The organism is Picrophilus oshimae DSM 9789 (genome assembly GCF_900176435.1).
GTDB classification, from domain to species: domain Archaea; phylum Thermoplasmatota; class Thermoplasmata; order Thermoplasmatales; family Thermoplasmataceae; genus Picrophilus; species Picrophilus oshimae.
Map to the genome: position 1 here is coordinate 515,041 of NZ_FWYE01000001.1, position 18,452 is coordinate 533,492.

Consider the following 18,452-nt stretch of genomic DNA (forward strand, 5'->3'; position numbering starts at 1 on the left):
GTTTAAAAAAATATTAATTATAAAATAAAAGAATTATCAACAAAAAATATAATTGAATAAATACTTATGTATGCATGCTAAACTTTCTGAACATAGCATCAGGCAGCAGGGGCAATTCAACAGTTATATGGGACGAATACGATGCAATAATAATTGATTTTGGCATATCTTTAAAAAGGTATAAAATTATAGAAAATAAATTTTCAATACCTGGAAACAGATCACTTTTTATAACCCATGAGCACGGTGATCACTCAAGGAATGCCAGGGCCATGTCAAAATACGCCGATGTTTATTCAAGGGCCGCAACCCTTGAATCACTTGGAATCAATGGATATAAAATAAACGACGAGGTCGCAATAGGCAACTTTTTTATAAATGCTGTGAGCATAAGCCACGATGCCGTTGACCCGGTAGGCTATATAATAAAGAATAAAAACATCAAGATCTCTGTTGTATCAGATCTTGGATTTGTTGGCGATTCATTAATAGACGAAATAAAGAATTCGAATTTAATAGCCCTGGAGGCAAATCACGATCCGGAGATGCTTGCCTCCGGGCCATATCCGGAGCATTTAAAGGCAAGGATAAAGGGCAGGTACGGGCACCTTTCAAACGAGCAGAGCGCCGAGGCAATATACCTTTCAAATAATAATTCATACATCCTTTTAACGCATCTCAGCGAGAAAAACAACACACCAGAGCTTGCATACAAAACCGTTTATAACTATCTAAAAAACAGGAATGCAAGATTTAAGTCAATAGAATGCGCATCCCAGTATCATGGGAGCTCCCTTTACAATTTTTAATGGAATAAAATTATTGTTTACCTATTAATATTTATTAACATCATTTATATACATACGCATGGAAGATTATGATCTTGTCATTATAGGTGCCGGGCCCACCGGCCTTTTTGCGACGTTTCTCGCAGGCTTAAGGGATATAAAGAGCATAACGCTTGAGGCACTTGATTATGTTGGTGGTCAGATACCTGAGCTTTATCCGGAGAAGCCTGTATATGATGTCCAGGGAATACCGAAGATAAATGCAATAAAGCTAAGGGATCAAATGTACGAGCAGGCAAAAACATTCAATAATAGAATAGAATTGAACAGCAAGGTCACGGACATTATAAAGGAAAATGACATATTTAAAATAGAGGTCAATGGCGTATATAAATACAATGCCAGGGCCGTTCTCTTATGCACGGGCATAGGTGATTTCACGCCAAGGAAGATAGGCTGCGAGGGCGAGGATAGGTTTTTCAATAAAGGTTTAACATACACAGTAAAGGACACAGAGAAGTTCAGGGATTTAACAGTTGCCGTTGTCGGCGGTGGTGACTCGGCCCTTGATTACGCAACAGAGCTTGCAAACACGGCAAGGCACGTTTATATAATACATCATAGTGAGAACTTCAAGGCCGCAGAAAAGACAATAGACCTTGCAAGGAAGAATGAAAAGATAACATTTATAGTAAACAGCTCTGTTATCTCAATAGATGGTGGCTCAAAGCTTGAGAGCATAAAGATAAAAAATGAGCTGACAAATGATATATCTGAGCTTGGCCTTGATGCACTGGTTGTTGCCATAGGCCATGTTGGAAGGGCAAATATATACAAATCACTGCCGCTGCAGTTAAGCCCAAACAAGAGAGGCGTTCTTGTTAACAGTAAACTGGAGACAAACATACCAGGAATCTATGCTGCCGGAGACGTTGCAAGTGTCGAGGGTGAGCCGGCAAACCCACTAATAGCAATAGGCGGTGCGCAGGCATACCAGGCAATAAACTATATAAAAAAGTACATAAATCCACAGGCATCATTCTTTGGTGGCCACAGCTCAAACCTAAAGATATAAAAAACCTTTTCAATTTATAAATTTATTTATAATTAATAACAATGCTTTTCCATGGATGTTATTGAACAGCTGAAGGCAATGAATGCAAAGAGGATACTATTGCAGATACCTGATGGTTTAAAACCATCCGCCTTCAGGCTTTTTAATATGTTTTCAAAGGATTTTAACGTTATTATAAGCTCCCAGGGCTTCTATGGTGCCTGTGATATAGGCAACAGGGAAATATACGATAATGTTGACTGCATAGTTCAGTTCGGCCACTCAGAGATACCAAATATAAAGTACCCAAAGCCCGTGATCTTCATTGAATACAGAAATGATGTTATAGAACTTGATGAATCGATATTTTACGATCTTAAAAAGTATAATACCATTGGTCTGCTATCATCGATACAGTATTACGATGAGATGCTTTACGTTTCTGATATATTAAAAAGGCTTGGCATAAAAACGGTTATAGGTAAAACTGATAAAAGGATGAAATACCCGGGGCAGGTGCTCGGCTGCAATTTCAGTGCTGTGCACAGCTCTGCCCTTGATGTTGATGCATTTCTTGTTGTGAGTACCGGCATGTTCCATGCAATTGGTGCACAGCTGGCATCTGACAAGGATGTTTACCTTCTTGATTTAAATGAGAGAAGAATAAAAAACATAAAAAATGATGTCGATCTATTTATAAGAAGGAGGTATTTGAGAATATCCAGGGCCCTTGACGCAAGGAAATTCTGCGTTTTGATGGATACAAAGATAGGCCAGTACAGAAGAAGGCTTGCAGAGCATATATACAGGGAATTATTATCACTTGGCAAGGATGCAATACTTGTTACAGCGGATAACGTTAATCCGTACGATATAGAAAATCTTAGGTGCGATGCTGTTGTTTTCACCGGCTGTCCAAGGGTTTCACTGGATGATGAGGAAAAATTTAGCGTTCCTGTATTGACACCGCAGGAATTCAAATCGCTCTTTATAAAAAGATCAAATAAATATATAATGGACGAAATAGTTTCCGTTGATTAAATTTTTCCTATTAAATATGTATCCCCATGATCAACGATCTCAACATTTAATCTATCATATAATTTTACATCGCCTTTTATTATAACCGGCCTGTAGTTGACATCCCTTGCAAGGTATGCATTTTCGGTTCTTTCTGTTACAATAACTTTTAATATCCTTCCATGGTATCTGGAAAGCTTTTCATCCATGTATTCTTTATGCATTTCCATGATTTTCTTTGAGAATTCCTTTGTAATGTTCGATGGCATCGTCTTCCTTGAAAAATCCGGCGTGTATGGCCTTGGTGAAAACCTTGTTATGTTTATTATATCTGGCATGTAGGTATCTATGAATTTGTAAGTGTTCTCCATGCTCTCGCTGTTCTCTGTATAATATCCAGCTATTATATCTGTGGAAAACACCATGTCCGGGAATTCCTCTTTGAATCTTTTTATCACATGCCCGGCTTCCTCTATCTTATATTCCCTGTTCATGGAATCAAGAATTCTGTTGTCCCCGCTCTGAACAGGCAGATGCAGGAATTTAAAGACCTTATCATTTTTATAGGCATCTATTAATTTCTCCAGTATATCATATGTGTTCCTGGGCTCCATCATGCCAACCCTTAGCATAAAATCCACGTCAAGTCTTGTTATACTATTTATTAAATCCGCAAGATCTGTATTTATATCCTTTCCATAGGCGGCCGTATCCAGCGATGTTATCCTGATCTCCCTTATTCCTGATTCGATTTGCATCCTTACCTGGCCAACTATCTTCTCCGGGCTTCTTGATAAAAGCTTCCCCCTTGATATATGTGATATGCAGAAGTTGCAATGGCCGGTGCATCCCTGGTTTATTGGAATTCCATCAAGTATCGATGGCTCCTTTATTTTAACATCATCAAGTGTTCCTGTGTAAAAGCTTCTGAATTCCCTTGGCTTTATCACCCTAATATTTTCTGATTCAAGTGTGTTTCCGTTTACTGTTGCCAGGCATCCAAGAACAAGCACGTTCCTTGATTTTTTTGACAGCTCACCTATCCTTTTAAGCATATGGTCTTCTGTATGCTTTATAACAACGCAGGTTCCTATAACGCTTACATCGGCCCTTTCAGGGTCATCAACAAGTTCGCCACCATCCTGCAACATCTTATTAACGTAAAGGGCAGCCTCTGATTTTTCAAGGGTACAGCCATAAGATTCAAAGTAAACCTTCATGCTTTTAATATGTTTTATATCGTTATTAATGTTACTGAATGCAGTTAATAAAAATAAATTTATTATAAGTATTTCCATATATATTTATATTAAAAATTTATAAAAGGAAATCATATAAAATATTCATAATTTATCATTTCATAAAAGCATCATTTTAATGATTAATAGAAAACTCTAAATATTGTCTTAAAATATCATATTATGGCAGATAATAATAATGAAAATTACCTAAAAAAATATGAATGTGACCTAACGCTAAGATGGAGCAAGATAGACCAATCAATACTACCATTTGACGAGCTTGACCGTGATATAATGTGCTTCCTGAGATATAACGCAAGGATGTCTAATGCGGAGATTGCAAAGATGCTAAATACAAGCGAGGCAACGGTTAGAAGAAGGATAAATGAGCTTGTAAGAAAGAAGATAATAACAGGTTTCTCGGCCCTTGTGGATTTGCATACCATAGAAAACAGTATTAAAGTATGCATAAGGGTCGATACCGACGCCGAAAGAATAGATGAAATAGCATCAAAGATAGCGGAGAACCCTGATATTATATCTCTTTACAGAAGACGTGGCCAGAACCAGCTCCTGCTGCAGGGGCTCTTCCTTAATCTCGAGGCAGTCCAGGACTTTGAGGACAACCTTGCAAGGACACAGGGTATAATAAAATTTGAAACCATGGTGGTTTCAAAGGTATATAAAAAGGACCCATGGGTCGGTATATAAAATTATTCATTCATGAACGAGAATATTTTATCGTACTGCTCCTCAGTTATTTTTCCTGTTTGCAGGACAAGATCCCTGATATTCTCGCCGGTTTCAAGGGCCCTTTCAACTATTGCAGCAACGGTATCATAGCCAAGGTATGGATTAAGCAATGCGGCAGATCCAAAGCTGTTCTGTAGATGCAGCCTGCAGTGCTTTAAATCTGGTTTTATACCATCTATGGCCCTTTCCCTGAGCATGTCCATGCCATTTTTAAGTATTGTTATTGATCTTGTTATCTCATAATCTATATTTGGCATAAAGACGTTTAATTCAAGCTGCCCTGCCTTTGCCGACATGTTTACCGCCTGCTGGGCACCAAGTATAGAATTGCATATCATGTTCATTGCCTCCGGTATTGATGGATTTATCTTTCCAGGCATTATTGATGACCCCTGCTGCACTGCCGGCAACAGTATCTCACGGATTCCGGCTCCAGGTCCCGAGTATAAAAGCCTTAAATCGTCAGAGATCTTGCCAAGGTCTATTGCAGTGTTCGCAAGAGAGTTCATGAACCTGGAAAAATCAGTCATAAACTGCATAACACCCATCATGTTTCCAGAGGTTCTAAAGTTCACCTTTAACATATTTGAAAGTGCCTCAACGGCGTAATCCCTGTATCCATCAGGTGTATTGGCGCCGTTTCCAACAGCCGTTCCGCCTATGTTTAATTCTAATATGTAATCCAGTGCATTTTTTATTTCCTTCATATCCTTTGCAAGGGCATAGGCCCAGGCACGGAACTCATCGCCAAGTGTAACACGAACGGCGTCCTGCAGGTGTGTTCTTCCTGTTTTGTATATCTTTGAGAATTCCTCGCCCTTCCTGTTAAGAGACATTATCAGCTGGTTCATTGATTCCAGAAGGTCAGGAGCCTTTATCATTATTGCAACGCGCATCATTGTTGGGTATATATCATTTGTTGACTGGCTCATATTTACAGTGTCATTTGGATGTATTATCTTATAATCGCCCTTTTTATGGCCAAGCCTTTCCAGTGCTATGTTGGCAATAACCTCGTTTGCGTTCATGTTAAATGAGGTTCCTGCACCTGCCTGGTAAACATCTATAACAAACTGGTCATTGTATTTTCCTGATATAACCAGGTCACACGCCTGGTCTATTGCACTGTAAAGCTCATCGTTAAGCTTCCCGGCTCTATGGTTTCCATAGGCAGCTGCCTTCTTGACCATTGCTATTGCCTTTATATGGTCATCATCCTCCTTTATTCCTGATATTTTAAAATTGTTCATGGCCCTGTATGTATTTATGCCATAGTAAACAGAATCATCAAGCTCAACACTGCCTATAACATCGTGCTCTGTTCTCATGTTTATTAATTTATTTCTATTATAAAAGAATTTATCTGTGAAAATAAATCTGCATAAGTATTTATAACATACTTATGATAATGAATCGTGTACATAAAACTGGATGGCAATCATTTAATCATACCTGATGATGTTACGATAGGTTACATAGAGGGAGACGGTGAGGGTACAGAACTGACAAGGGCCATGATAAATGCTGTTAACTCTGCAATTGAAATTGCATATTCAGGATCAAAATCAATAGAATGGAAGAAGATATACATTGGTAGAGAAGCATACGAAAAATATGGCAAGTACCTGCCAAGGGAATCAATAGAGGATATAAGAAAGACAGTTTTTGTAATGAAAGGCCCGCTGAGCTCAAACATAAACGGCCATGATATAAACATAAATATAAAGAGAATATTGAATCTATACACAGACGTGAAATGCATAACCGGCCTGCCAGGGCTATCTGAAGGAAAGGAGATCTTTATCTTCTCACCGTCCATTGATGAGGTATATCACTTTTCATACGATTCCGAGGACTCGGATATGCTAAGGCAGTACCTTCAGCAGAGCTTCAATATTTCAATAGGCGGTGACAGCGATATATTCCTAAAGGGTACAAGCAGGTACAGGATTATTAAAATAGCGTCGAAGATCGCCGAGATCTCATCATTATATGGTATAAAAAGAACACTGGTAGCTGATGATTACACGGGAAGCCATGCACCACTATGGGTTTATAACACACTTAACAAAATGGAGATGCCTGTTGAAATAGAAAATTTGTACAATTTGTACGATGAGATGACATCAGAAAGCAGATTCAATATATTTATTCCTGATTCGAGGCTCTCATCATTAATAATAAAAATAATAAGCGCAAGAACATTTTTTGGTGCAATACTTGGCGATTTCATATCATTATTTGAATCACAGAGCAGGCCGTCATTCACCGAGGAGGGTTATGATCTTGCCGATCCAACATCGTTTTTACTTGCATCATCCATGATGCTGCGCAGATTGAACTTTAATGATGCCGCGTTAATATTAAGAAACGCATTAAACTCCGTTTATTCAGATGGTATTCTTCCAGCGTCATTAAATTTAAACAATGGTTTAAAATGCTCGGATTTTATCGATGCCATTGTAAAGAGAATGAAAAGATAATTATAAAGACTAAACATATGTTTACCATGAATGTGATAATGCTCCATGGTGGTGCAGGCTCAACAGGCGTTGAACAGAAATTAATGGAATACGCGGTTAAATCAAAATCAGGCAGTGCTCTTGATTCTGTATGCAATGCCGTTGTGCTTATGGAAAACGATCCGTGCTTTAATGCAGGAACGGGCTCATGCATGAGGCTTGACGGCTCAATACAGATGGACGCTGCTGTCATGACATCAAAGGGCTTTGGTTCAGTCATGGCCATAGAAAATGTGAAGAATCCTGTGCTTGTTGCCAGGGCAGTTATGGAGAGATCACCGCATCTTATAATGGCCGGTGATGGTGCCGAAAAGTTTGCGCACCTGCTTGGCTTCGAGAAATACGATCCATCAACGGAAAGGGCAGCAAAAAGAAGGGAAAATGACATATCAATGATCCTAAGCAGGAAAATTGATTCATATAATAAAATGATGGAAACAGTTGACATATCAAAATTTGTTGATACCGTCGGCGCGGTTGCCAGGGTAAATGGTGAATTTGCTGCAGCAGTTTCCACTGGCGGTGCACCGCCAATGCTGAGGGGCCGTGTTGGTGACTCACCGGTTCCTGGTGCCGGCATATTCTGCGGTGAAAACGGTGCCGTGGTTGCAACCGGCGTTGGCGAGGAAATCATAAAAAACATGCTGTGTATATCGATATACAACGAAATTGGAAGGGAAAGCTTAAGCAAAATAGTAATGAAAAATATATCAAGGTTCAGGTACCATGCTGGTGTGATAGCCGTATCAAACGAAGAGTACTTTGCATATTCCAATACAGATATGAGCTATGCTGCCCTTGAATTCTAGTTCAGATTTATTGTTGCCATTGCACCGCTGTAATTCTTGTATATTATTACTATCCATATCCTTGCATGGCCATTTGATGTTATGTCCATTTTAAAGCTTGAGCCTGAATTTATTATTACATTTTTCATTGCATAGCTTTTACCCATGTCTATTGTTATGTTTCCTGTATGGTAATAAACGTTGCCTGTTGAGAATATTAATATCGTAACATTTATGCTCTGGTCAAATGTATTGTAAATGTTCAGGGTGAAGTTTTTGCTTGAAACACCGTAATATGGATTCGTCATATTATTAAACAGGATGCCTGAATTTGCCATGAGGCTGTATATATTTATTCCATCCGTCAGCTTCTGGGCACCTGTGTAAACATATATACTGTATTTATAAATCCCGGGCCTGAATTTTTTATGTATCTCTATTATAAATATGCCGGAATGCCCGGGTTCAAGACAGCTTTTATTTGATAAAACATGGTATTTTACATCTGGAGATACCGAGAATTCCGGTCTTATAAGTGATGGGCCATTGTTGCTAATAATTACCTTTATGGATACGTTTTCGGGCCTGGCAGGTGTAACAACATAATCATTCTGATAAACATGTATTGATACATTGTTATAATCATGATAGGGAACAGGCACAAAGCCCATGACTATGATTATTATTGCGCCTATGGCAAGAGCCTTCACAGATGCCTTCGGTATGACTATATTATTCAATGTTACCGGTTTAAGCCCCGTGACTATTATTATTGCTATTAAAATAAACATGTAATAATAATATATTATCCCTATTATGCCAAGAATTCCGAGAAATGCATATGAAACATATTTAAATCTTTTATTTATTATTGATGAGAATATTAAACCACCATCAAGATAGCCCACTGGCAGGGCATTTATGGCCGTTGTTATTAGCCCAGACCAGCCAGCAAATGCAACAGGATACGGCATAACATCCTGAGGCAGAATTCTGTTAAGGCCAAGGTAATATATTTCAGGAAAATTAAGCGATTTCAATGGAGAATATATAATCTCGGCCATCTGTGATCCGCCAATGGCGTTACCTATTATAATAAAAATCATGGATGCAAAGAATCCGGAAAATATTGATGCAGACCCGGCATATATTGATACTTTATATGTTGAAAACTGTCTTTTATTTGAATTTACCATGCCAAGGGTACCAAAACCAGGTGCAGGCACAAAAATTGGCATTTCATATTTTATATTCATCCTTTTTAAAATTATATATTTTGAAAGCTCTCTTATAAATAATATCGACAGTAACGGCAGTGAAAACAGGATGATGCCGTAAAGATCATAAATATTGTGAATATTATAATAATATGAGTAATATATAATGCCTGTTGCAGCAATACTTATTAATGTTACCATAAACATTATTAATTTTAAAAGTATTGATTTTGTGCTCGAATTTCTTATTACAACTATGCTCATTGGATCATCATTTGTAAATGCTGTATAACCAATCCCGTTCAGTGATTCAAGCATTTTTATAAAATCATCATCACTGCCGGGATCATTTATATAGAAGACGCATGAATATTCGTTTTCCTCATATTTATAATATTTATAATATTTATTTATGATCTCATTTGTCTCCTGAAATATCATCTTTTTATCTTTACTAAAATCTCCTTTATTAAGTTTTCATTTGCATTACAATCACATATTGCAACCCTTTTTGAACCGCTGTAATTATTTGACAGCATTGAGGCAATTACATCGGCATCGTTGTATGATGATGATATGTATATTCTTGAGCCTGTATTTATTATAAACCTGCCATTACGCGCCCCTGTGTATTTTAATATGATCCTTGATAATATTTCATTTGATTTTATGTAAAAGCTTTCATCATCAATCCTTAATGCGTTTTTTATGTAAATCTCTGCAAGCTCCCTTTCCAGGCTGTTAATCATCTTTTTATTCTCTATGTTCTCCCTTACAAGCTTAATCGACTGCTCCGGTATTTTTTCAGGCGGAACCTTTAAATATTCCTGCTCATCATTTATAATGCTGTAAAGCTTCTGTGAGTATCTTAACGCTGCGGGTCCTGCGGTGAATACAATCCTTTGTATTCCTTCCTGAACTGTTTCCGTTGAAACAATCTTTAGCATTAAAATATCCTTTGTGTTCTTTAAATGTGTGCCGCCACAGCCCTCAGAATCTATATCATCTATTGTAACAACCCTTATAGTATCTGATAACGGAAACCCACCCTCAAACAGCCTGAAGCCGTACTCAGATATTGCCCGGTTCCATTCTATGTTTTTTACATGTATATTCTTTGATGCCATGATCGCATCAAGGCACATATTCTCTATGTTTTTTATATCATCCTCAGTGATTTTTTTATAATGTGTTATGTCAAGCCTGGATTCATCTATATCCTTTTTTACACTGTTCTGCCATACGTGCTCGCCGAAGTATGCCCTGCATATGCCAAGCAGGAGGTGTGTTGCAGAGTGATGTATCATTAACTGCGTTCTTCTTTCCTTATCCACGAAGCCCTTTATTCTTGAATGCTCCGGGATGCTTCCATTTATTATATGAACTATGGAATTACCATATTTTTGCACATCAAGAACCTCTATCTTCTTACCATTGTATAAAAAGTACCCGTGATCAGCCGGCTGGCCACCACCCTCGGGGTAAAAGGCTGTTTGGTTAAGTATTATCTCATTGCCATTTGAGTACATAACTATGCCTGTAAACTCCATTATGCCCGTGTCATTGTAATATAAAGGTCTTGTGTTTATATCCGGATAATCCTTAACAGTTTTCTCCGGTTTTTTTACATTTTCATGAAGTTTTACAAGATACTCCTGGAAGTTTTCTGGAACATCCAGTTCTTTGTTTGTTAAATCCTTAAAGACCTTTGATATAATTTCCAGTGGTATTCCATATGTATCGTATATTTTTGCAATGTTTTCATTGCTTATTGTGTTTTTATTTATGTGTTTTCTTATTATCTCCGGTGCGGATCTGAGCATCTCTTTGTATTTTTCAGTCTCTATTTTTATAATGTTGTTTATAAAGTCTTTATCGTAATTTTTTATTATCTTATTAAATTCATCATATACAGCATCGAAAATATCGTTTATGCTGCCATTGAATTTTATCTTCTCCATGAATCTAAACGATCTCCTTAGGAGCATCCTTGCAAGATATCCGACCTTAACATTTGATGGTATAACATAATCTGAAAACATTAAAAGCAGCGTCCTTGCATGGTCAACGAGCCCATAGGCGCTTCTTATGTTATCAAGCATTTCCATAAATTTTTTGTCCCCGGTTTTATTTATCCTTGATAGGACCAGCTCATCGCTGTACGGATCTATCTCTGCGGCTATCTCCGAGATTCTGGCCATAATCTCTGGTGAAACATACTCAGCATTTGAATTTTTTATTATATAGTCAAGCGATCTTTTATATATTGACTCATAGACCGTTGGCGTTCCTGTTGAAAGCCACACAAGCCTTTCCAGTCCATAGCCGGTATCAACGACCCTCAATGGCATCCTTGAATACCTTGTGCCCTCTAGCTCTATATCGCCGTTCTTATCCTCCTTAAGATCCATAAAAACAAGTGTTGCAACCTCAAGGCCCATAACAAAGACCTCAAGGGCATTGCCTGCGTTTCCACCACCGAACCATGGCTTCTCCTTATATGTTATTAATAATGGATCAACCCTTAATCTCTCTGTAAGGAACCTAAAAGAGTATCTTACGGTTTCATCCTTCCAGTAAATATAATTATCATCATAATTAAATGAATCATGGCATAGCATTTCAAAGCTTGTTAGATGCCTGCCGGTTTTCCCAACAAGGTCTATGTCCAGCATCCTTATGCTTGGCTGTGACATTACAATTGGATTTCCGGGCGGTTTTGCAAGACCCGATGTTACCTGAGGCTGAAAATCATATATTGATGCATTTACAAGTAAGACGTCGTCCCTCCACCTTGGCACAACAGGATACGGTTCAACAAATTTATGCGGAAGTGAATCGTTCTCGAAAAATTTTATGAATTCATCTCTCATCTCATCCACATTGTATTTTTTGTAAACCGGGGATTTATTTATAAAGGAATAACCATTACATGCCGGATCACCGCATGTGCTTCTTTTATCATCCAGCGTCCAGAAGTATGAGGAGCATACCCTGCACTGTTTTCTTACAAAATTGTTCTCCCTAAAGAATTCAAGGTCAAATTCCATTAACTTGTAATGTATTTTATCATAATAAATATTATTAAACTTTATATCATATCATTAAAAGAATTTAATAAAATTATAATATAAAATAAATCAGAATTTTATCTATTATATAAATCATATGTGCAGCATCACCTTTAGATATCTTTATTAATCTGTTATTTCTCTTATAAATATGGAAGGTATCTACAAGAGGCCAACATGGGACGAGTACTTCATGAGGATGGCCTACCTTGCAGCCTCAAGATCGAACTGCACAAGACGCAAGGTTGGGGCCGTCATCGTGAAGGATAACCAGGTGCTGGCCACCGGCTATAATGGCCCGCCAACACATGCTGTAAATTGTGATTTGGTTGGATGCATACGCGATGAGCTTGGCATTCAGTCAGGTGAAAGACATGAACTGTGCCGCGGTCTTCATGCCGAGCAGAATGCAATAATACAGGCCGCAGTTAATGGTGTAAGTATAAAAGGTGCAAAGATCTATGTAACAACGCATCCATGTGTTGTATGCTCAAAGATGTTAATGAATGCATATATTGACGAGATTATATATTCAGAGGGTTATCCTGACGATCTTGCAAAACTCATGTTGCTTGAAAGTGATATAAAGGTAAGAAGATTTGAGCTTCCAGATTCTGAAGTCGAGAATATTATAGGAGAATACTATATACATAAATCAGGAGAGGATTGATTTTTAATCATCCAATTGTTTATTAAAATTTTTCGTATTGCATCTTATTTTAATATATTGATTTTTATATTATATTTTATTAAATAGTAAATTTTATATACTTAATTATGATTAAGTAGTTGTCAACCAATGGTTGATAACTGGAGGTGAGATGTATGGTTACAAGAAGGGATGAGGATGACTGGGATGAGATATTCAGAGAACTCTATGAGGAGTTCGGCCTTGACATGAGAAGGATCAACAATGAGATTGCAAGGTTCTGGGAATCCGTGATGAAGGATCCTGACAAGATAAAGATCTCAGGGCCATATGTATACGGCTTCTCATACAAGATAGGGCCGGATGGGAAGCCAGTATTCCAGGAGTTTGGCAACGTGCCCGGGAGGAGATCACTCTACGAGGAGCGCGAGGGTTACAGGGAACCATTAACCGATATAAATGAGGATAAAAACAACATCTACGTCACATTTGAGCTGCCCGGTGTCAACAAGGAGGATATATCATTAACCGTAAGCGATAACAACATGACGCTATCAGTTGACAAGGGTGCAAGGAAATACTATAAGAATGTAAACTTTGACAGCGAGGTTGATTCAAACAAGGTCACTGCCAAATTTACAAATGGCATCCTTGATGTTACGGTTCAGAAGAAGAAATCAGAGGGAACTGGCAGATCAGTTAAAATAGATTAAATTTTTTTGATTTTTATGTACGATGACTGGGACTTTTTATCAATTTTTTCAAATAAAACAAGAAGGGATATATTAAAATCTCTCTGTGATGCGAGCTCCTATGCGTTAAACATAAGCAGGCAGATGCGTATATCATCGCAGGCGGTGAATAAGCAGATTGATATACTAGAATCAATGGGAATAATATCACCGGTTAACATGCAATCAAGAATAGGCCCTGCAAGAAAGGTCTATGAACCAGGCGGATTCTCAACAATAATAATAGATTACTCCAGAAGCTTCATGGGAATAAAAAGAATGGAACTAACCGAAATAGCAGGTGACAAAAAAACTGTTGATGAAATGCTCTCTGAGCTTAAAAGCGTAAACAATGAAATAAATGAAATGGATAAAAAAAGGGCGGCCCTTGTCTCTGTAAAGGACAGCATTATAAAGTCATTAAAGGAAAAATCATCGATGATGGGTGAGTTTCACAGAAACATTATAAATACATACATCGAAACAATGGATGCAAAAGTAACGGCATCATATTACGGCCTGCCAGAGGCCATGGTACGTAAACTAATAAACGAATTCAAAAACATTGGATAAAATATTATATTAATTTATTATAACGTTTTATGAAGGTATCATTTAAATTTGATCCTGATACCGGCTTTATCAGTGATGATGAGAAAAGTCCTGTTAGCATAAAGAATTCAATAATTAATAATGATTCGCATCATTCACCAACAGAGCTGTTAATGCTTGCCATGGGTTCATGCACAAGCGATGACGTTTTAAATATATTAAAAAAGATGAGGCAAAACGTCAAAAATTACAGATGCGAGATCGAGGGTGAAAAAAGGGACGAGCATCCAAGAATACTAAGATACGCTGTAATACATTATATATTTGAGGGTGACATCGATCCTGAAAGCGCAAGAAAGGCAATAGAACTATCTCTGGAAAAGTACTGCTCTGTATCAATAATGGCAAAGCGCGGCGGCGTTGATGTTTCATACTATTACACGATAAATAATATTGATTATCACTGATTTTTTAATCCATTTCCTGTGAGTATCAGCATTGAATTATCAAGTCTCACCTTTTTGTAGGCCGCGTAAACCGTTGCCGAGCTGTACTCAACGTATATGCCTGACGCCGCAAGCTCATCCCTTGCTATTTTTATTTCGTCCTCGGATACAGATATGCATTTATAAAGTGCCTCAAGCATCCTTTCAATAAGCACGGGTCTTTTTGATACAAGAGCATCGGCTATGGACGTTAAATTATTATCAGGGTCATATTTAATGTTGTTAAGCCTTGAGCATACCGGTGATATATTTTCGGGCTGGACACCTATGATCTTTGGCATGGTTTTTATTTCAGATGATTCATAAAGGTGCTTCAATCCTGAATAAAGGCCGAGCAACAGGGTTCCTGCAGATACAGGCACATATATATGATCCGGCATGCCCTGATTAAATATTTCGTATGCCAGCGTTCTTATGCCATCCCTGAACTCCGGCCTAAGTATATGGCTTGCATAGAAACCATCGGATGCCTGGGCGGCCCTCTGAACATCATCCCTTGAACCTTTTATTTTTATTACCTGTGCACCATAGCTCATAATCTGACTTAATTTTGCGGCGCTTGCATTCTCAGGAACAAAAATTTTTACCTTAATTCCGGCGGCAGCACCATAGCCGGCAATTGATGCACCGGCATTACCTGAAGAATCCTCATTTATCTCATTTATTTTAAGATCATTAACATACGATATTAAAGTCCTTGAACCACGATCCTTGTATGAGAACGTTGGCGAGAAATAATCAAGCTTCATTGAAAAATTATGCTTCTTTATTACAGGGGTTTCCACCTCGCCAAGGCTTATGAACCTCTTTATATATGGAAAATTTCTATTTATATCATCATAATATTTAAAATCTGGAATAATCTCAAATGGAGAACCACATTCACAAAATAATTCATTTCCCTTTCTATCCCTTCCGCAGGATATGCATCTTATCTTCATAAATGTAAAATAAATTATTAAATATTAATATATTTAAAGGGATGCGTAGTATTCCTCGTTGTACGGCTCTGGCTTAAGTCCCTTTCTCTCCCTGATCTTTGCAACGACATCCTTCTGCATTTCGTATGGCACCCTCTGGTATCCTGCATTCTCAGAGTTCCATATGACCTTTCCACCGGTTGCGCTTCTTATTGCAGATGCAAAACCTATCATTCCGGCCACAGGTACCTTTGCTATGATTGTTATCTCCTCGCCGTTCTGCTGCATATCCTCTACAACACCACGCCTCTGCTGCAGCTCGTTTGTAACAGAGCCCATGATCTCCTGTGGAACGCTTATAAAGACCTTCTGCATTGGTTCCAGGAGAACACGACCGGCCTCGCACATTGCACCGTATATTGAGTTTCTTCCTGCAGGTATAACCTGTGCAGGCCCCCTGTGTATGCTATCCTCATGGAGCTTTGCATCCATCAGGCTTACCTTTAAACCATAGACCTTTTCATTTGCCAGCGGTCCCTTATCCATGGCCTCGTTGAAGGATTCTATTAGCAGCTCCATGGTCTCGTCAAGGTACTGTATTCCCTTTGTCATGTCAAGCATAACGTTTGTTCCATAGATGCAAACAAGCCCCCTGGCCTCGTCATGTGTAAGACCTGCCTCCTCAAGGTTTGCCATTACGGCCTTTTTATCCTTGAATTTTGAGCCCTCGGGTATCTTTCCATCGAGTATTGCCGAGACAACATTCTCTGGCAGTGGCTCAACCTGGAAGTAGAATCTGTTATGCTTGTTTGGTGATTTGCCCTCAAACGGGCCGCCCTTTTTATCAACTGTTTCACGGTATACAACGAGCGGTTCGGATGTTACAACGTCAACCTTGTAATCATTCTTTATTCTGTATATTGTCACCTCGAGATGCAGCTCTCCCATACCGGATATTAAATGCTCACCGGTTTCCTGGTTTATATCTACCTGTATTGATGGATCCGCCTTTGATATCGTTCTCAAAACATCTATTAACTTTGGAAGATCTGCGGTATGCTTTGCCTCTATGGCAAGCGTAACAACAGGATCTGTGTAATGCGTCATTGGCTCGAACGGCTCCATGTCGCTCAATGATGATACTGTTGAACCTGCTATTGCACCCTTTAATCCTATTATTGCAACGATGTTTCCTGCAGCTATCTCATCTATTGGTATCCTGTCAGGGCCAACCATCATTGAAAGGACCTGAACCTTTGTTTTTCCGGCACCTGAGACATAGAGCTCGCTGCCCTTCCTTATTATTCCAGAGAATAACCTTCCAACGGCTATTTCACCGGCATGTGGATCTATTATTATCTTTGTTACCATCATGCTTACAGGACCGTTGTCATCGCAGCTTAGCATGGCCTTTCCTATTTCACTGTCAAGATCACCCTTCCATATCTGCGGTATCCTGTACTTCTGTGCCTCCCTTGGGTTGGGCAGATTCTTTATAACCATATCAAGGACAACCTTGTGCAGCGGTGCCTTCTTTGCAAGCTCCTTCTGCCTGCCGGTGCTAACGTAATCGTATATCTCCTTAAATGATATCTTAAATATGTTCATTGCCGGAACAGATAATGCCCAGTTATTGTATGCAGATCCAAAGGCAACAGTTCCAGCCTGCACATTTACCTGCCACTGCTTTGAGAACTCCGGCGGTGCATACTTTGTTATTAACCTGTTCACATCGGTTATGATCTTTACAAATCTTTTCTGCATCTCCTCTGCGTTTAACTTTAGCTCATTTATTAAACGATCAACCTTGTTTATGAACAGCACTGGTTTTACCTTCTCCTTAAGGGCCTGCCTTACAACGGTCTCTGTCTGTGGCATTACACCCTCAACAGAATCGACAACGATTATTGTTCCATCAACGGCCCTCATGGCCCTTGTAACGTCACCGCCGAAATCAACGTGGCCTGGAGTATCTATAAGATTTATCAGGTACTCCTTTCCATCAACCTCGTGAACCATTGATGCATTTGCGGCATTTATTGTAATACCACGTGCCTGCTCCTGTTCATCGTAATCAAGCAGGAGCTGCTTTCCGGCGAGATCCTCACTCATCATGCCTGCGCCAGCTATTAGGTTATCACTTAAGGTTGTTTTTCCATGGTCTATGTGTGCAGCTATATCAATGTTCCTGATCCTCTCCGGTATCTCAATTAACTTCATTGCCTTGGCAATATTATCCTCTTTTCGACCCATACTATAACACCTTTACAAGTTATAAAACACCTATTAAAATATCTTATTTAATGTTATATAAAAATAAAAAATTTAGCTTTTTATCTGTATCTCTATTCTAACGCCATCCGGTATGGATATCCTCATCAGCTGTCTTAAGGTTCTCTCGTCTGCATCAACGTCGATTAATCTCTTGTGAACCCTCATCTCCCAGCGATCCCATGTTGGGGAACCCTCCCCATCAGGGCTCTTCCTTACTGGTACGACGAGCCTCTTTGTTGGAAGCGGTATCGGACCGTGTATTTCAACGCCTGTCCTCTTTGCTATTCCCTTGATCTCCTCACAGACAACGTCGACGATCTTATTCTCGGTGCCGCTTAAGGATATCCTGGCCTTGTAAACCATCTA

General features: G+C 38.8%; 17 protein-coding genes. 10 read left to right on the plus strand and 7 right to left on the minus strand.

Going from position 1 to position 18,452, the window contains the following annotated elements; all coding sequences use genetic code 11:
* Positions 1 to 74 precede the first annotated feature (74 nt).
* Genes B8780_RS02815 through dph2 form a run of 3 tightly spaced genes read left to right on the plus strand, consistent with a single transcriptional unit; the run spans position 75 to position 2,883 of the window.
* Positions 75 to 809 carry an MBL fold metallo-hydrolase gene (locus tag B8780_RS02815; protein ID WP_084272576.1) on the plus strand — a complete coding sequence of 245 codons (735 nt, stop codon included), beginning with the start codon at positions 75 to 77 and terminating at the stop codon, positions 807 to 809.
* Between the two features lie 58 nt (positions 810 to 867).
* Positions 868 to 1,863 carry an NAD(P)/FAD-dependent oxidoreductase gene (locus tag B8780_RS02820; protein WP_011177232.1) on the plus strand — a complete coding sequence of 332 codons (996 nt, stop codon included), beginning with the start codon at positions 868 to 870 and terminating at the stop codon, positions 1,861 to 1,863.
* Positions 1,864 to 1,914: 51 nt separating this feature from the next.
* Entirely contained in the window at positions 1,915 to 2,883 is a 969-nt protein-coding gene (gene dph2 / locus B8780_RS02825; RefSeq protein WP_011177231.1) for a diphthamide biosynthesis enzyme Dph2, read from the plus strand.
* Here dph2 and B8780_RS02830 read toward each other — a convergent pair.
* Positions 2,880 to 4,082 carry a tRNA (N(6)-L-threonylcarbamoyladenosine(37)-C(2))-methylthiotransferase gene (locus tag B8780_RS02830; RefSeq protein ID WP_236719359.1) on the minus strand — a complete coding sequence of 401 codons (1,203 nt, stop codon included), beginning with the start codon at positions 4,080 to 4,082 and terminating at the stop codon, positions 2,880 to 2,882. The genes dph2 and B8780_RS02830 overlap by 4 nt on opposite strands.
* Positions 4,083 to 4,283: 201 nt before the next feature.
* On the opposite strand from B8780_RS02830, the gene B8780_RS02835 reads away from it, so the two are divergent.
* Positions 4,284 to 4,814, plus strand: a complete 531-nt coding sequence (locus tag B8780_RS02835) for an Lrp/AsnC family transcriptional regulator (protein WP_011177229.1) — start codon at positions 4,284 to 4,286, stop codon at positions 4,812 to 4,814.
* Positions 4,815 to 4,816: 2 nt separating this feature from the next.
* Here the strand turns inward: B8780_RS02835 and B8780_RS02840 are convergent, their stop codons facing one another.
* Entirely contained in the window at positions 4,817 to 6,184 is a 1,368-nt protein-coding gene (locus B8780_RS02840; RefSeq protein WP_084272578.1) for an aspartate ammonia-lyase, read from the minus strand.
* Positions 6,185 to 6,271: 87 nt separating this feature from the next.
* On the opposite strand from B8780_RS02840, the gene B8780_RS02845 reads away from it, so the two are divergent.
* Together B8780_RS02845 and B8780_RS02850 are read left to right on the plus strand one after the other, a co-directional pair.
* On the plus strand, positions 6,272 to 7,339 hold the full coding sequence (locus B8780_RS02845; RefSeq protein ID WP_153274201.1) for an isocitrate/isopropylmalate family dehydrogenase: 1,068 nt from the start codon (positions 6,272 to 6,274) through the stop codon (positions 7,337 to 7,339).
* Positions 7,340 to 7,365: 26 nt separating this feature from the next.
* Positions 7,366 to 8,187, plus strand: a complete 822-nt coding sequence (locus B8780_RS02850; protein ID WP_084272580.1) for an isoaspartyl peptidase/L-asparaginase — start codon at positions 7,366 to 7,368, stop codon at positions 8,185 to 8,187.
* Here the strand turns inward: B8780_RS02850 and B8780_RS02855 are convergent.
* Entirely contained in the window at positions 8,184 to 9,824 is a 1,641-nt protein-coding gene (locus tag B8780_RS02855) for a zinc metalloprotease (protein ID WP_084272581.1), read from the minus strand. The genes B8780_RS02850 and B8780_RS02855 overlap by 4 nt on opposite strands.
* Positions 9,821 to 12,433 carry an alanine--tRNA ligase gene (gene alaS, locus B8780_RS02860; RefSeq protein ID WP_084272582.1) on the minus strand — a complete coding sequence of 871 codons (2,613 nt, stop codon included), beginning with the start codon at positions 12,431 to 12,433 and terminating at the stop codon, positions 9,821 to 9,823. Before alaS ends, B8780_RS02855 begins: the two co-directional genes overlap by 4 nt.
* 172 nt (positions 12,434 to 12,605) lie before the next feature.
* On the opposite strand from alaS, the gene B8780_RS02865 reads away from it, so the two are divergent.
* The 4 genes from B8780_RS02865 (at position 12,606) to B8780_RS02880 (ending at position 14,853) form a co-directional block, all read left to right on the plus strand.
* Entirely contained in the window at positions 12,606 to 13,124 is a 519-nt protein-coding gene (locus B8780_RS02865) for a deoxycytidylate deaminase (protein WP_011177223.1), read from the plus strand.
* Between the two features lie 155 nt (positions 13,125 to 13,279).
* On the plus strand, positions 13,280 to 13,816 hold the full coding sequence (hsp20, locus tag B8780_RS02870) for an archaeal heat shock protein Hsp20 (protein ID WP_011177222.1): 537 nt from the start codon (positions 13,280 to 13,282) through the stop codon (positions 13,814 to 13,816).
* 15 nt (positions 13,817 to 13,831) lie between these two features.
* A complete protein-coding gene (locus B8780_RS02875; RefSeq protein ID WP_084272583.1) occupies positions 13,832 to 14,407 on the plus strand; it encodes an ArsR/SmtB family transcription factor in 576 nt (191 codons plus the stop codon).
* Positions 14,408 to 14,436: 29 nt separating this feature from the next.
* On the plus strand, positions 14,437 to 14,853 hold the full coding sequence (locus B8780_RS02880; RefSeq protein WP_011177220.1) for an OsmC family protein: 417 nt from the start codon (positions 14,437 to 14,439) through the stop codon (positions 14,851 to 14,853).
* Here the strand turns inward: B8780_RS02880 and B8780_RS02885 are convergent.
* From B8780_RS02885 to rpsJ, 3 genes are all read right to left on the minus strand, one after another.
* Positions 14,847 to 15,833 carry a pyridoxal-phosphate dependent enzyme gene (locus tag B8780_RS02885; RefSeq protein ID WP_084272584.1) on the minus strand — a complete coding sequence of 329 codons (987 nt, stop codon included), beginning with the start codon at positions 15,831 to 15,833 and terminating at the stop codon, positions 14,847 to 14,849. The two genes, B8780_RS02880 and B8780_RS02885, sit on opposite strands and share 7 nt — an antisense overlap.
* A 33-nt stretch (positions 15,834 to 15,866) precedes the next feature.
* Positions 15,867 to 18,065 (minus strand): elongation factor EF-2, encoded by a 2,199-nt coding sequence (locus tag B8780_RS02890; RefSeq protein WP_011177218.1) that lies wholly within the window; start codon positions 18,063 to 18,065, stop codon positions 15,867 to 15,869.
* A gap of 72 nt (positions 18,066 to 18,137) precedes the next feature.
* Positions 18,138 to 18,449 (minus strand): 30S ribosomal protein S10, encoded by a 312-nt coding sequence (rpsJ, locus tag B8780_RS02895; protein WP_011177217.1) that lies wholly within the window; start codon positions 18,447 to 18,449, stop codon positions 18,138 to 18,140.
* Positions 18,450 to 18,452 lie beyond the last annotated feature (3 nt).

What these genes read in the sequence shown, in the direction of transcription:
- B8780_RS02865 (WP_011177223.1), top strand. Translation starts at nt 12,606, where the DNA reads ATGGAAGGTATCTACAAGAGGCCAACATGGGACGAGTACTTCATGAGG.
- B8780_RS02855 (WP_084272581.1), bottom strand. Translation starts at nt 9,824, where the DNA reads ATGATATTTCAGGAGACAAATGAGATCATAAATAAATATTATAAATAT.
- B8780_RS02815 (WP_084272576.1), top strand. Translation starts at nt 75, where the DNA reads ATGCTAAACTTTCTGAACATAGCATCAGGCAGCAGGGGCAATTCAACA.
- hsp20 (WP_011177222.1), top strand. Translation starts at nt 13,280, where the DNA reads ATGGTTACAAGAAGGGATGAGGATGACTGGGATGAGATATTCAGAGAA.
- rpsJ (WP_011177217.1), bottom strand. Translation starts at nt 18,449, where the DNA reads ATGGTTTACAAGGCCAGGATATCCTTAAGCGGCACCGAGAATAAGATC.
- B8780_RS02875 (WP_084272583.1), top strand. Translation starts at nt 13,832, where the DNA reads ATGTACGATGACTGGGACTTTTTATCAATTTTTTCAAATAAAACAAGA.
- alaS (WP_084272582.1), bottom strand. Translation starts at nt 12,433, where the DNA reads ATGGAATTTGACCTTGAATTCTTTAGGGAGAACAATTTTGTAAGAAAA.
- B8780_RS02890 (WP_011177218.1), bottom strand. Translation starts at nt 18,065, where the DNA reads ATGGGTCGAAAAGAGGATAATATTGCCAAGGCAATGAAGTTAATTGAG.
- B8780_RS02850 (WP_084272580.1), top strand. Translation starts at nt 7,366, where the DNA reads ATGAATGTGATAATGCTCCATGGTGGTGCAGGCTCAACAGGCGTTGAA.
- B8780_RS02885 (WP_084272584.1), bottom strand. Translation starts at nt 15,833, where the DNA reads ATGAAGATAAGATGCATATCCTGCGGAAGGGATAGAAAGGGAAATGAA.
- dph2 (WP_011177231.1), top strand. Translation starts at nt 1,915, where the DNA reads ATGGATGTTATTGAACAGCTGAAGGCAATGAATGCAAAGAGGATACTA.
- B8780_RS02840 (WP_084272578.1), bottom strand. Translation starts at nt 6,184, where the DNA reads ATGAGAACAGAGCACGATGTTATAGGCAGTGTTGAGCTTGATGATTCT.
- B8780_RS02820 (WP_011177232.1), top strand. Translation starts at nt 868, where the DNA reads ATGGAAGATTATGATCTTGTCATTATAGGTGCCGGGCCCACCGGCCTT.
- B8780_RS02835 (WP_011177229.1), top strand. Translation starts at nt 4,284, where the DNA reads ATGGCAGATAATAATAATGAAAATTACCTAAAAAAATATGAATGTGAC.
- B8780_RS02880 (WP_011177220.1), top strand. Translation starts at nt 14,437, where the DNA reads ATGAAGGTATCATTTAAATTTGATCCTGATACCGGCTTTATCAGTGAT.
- B8780_RS02830 (WP_236719359.1), bottom strand. Translation starts at nt 4,082, where the DNA reads ATGAAGGTTTACTTTGAATCTTATGGCTGTACCCTTGAAAAATCAGAG.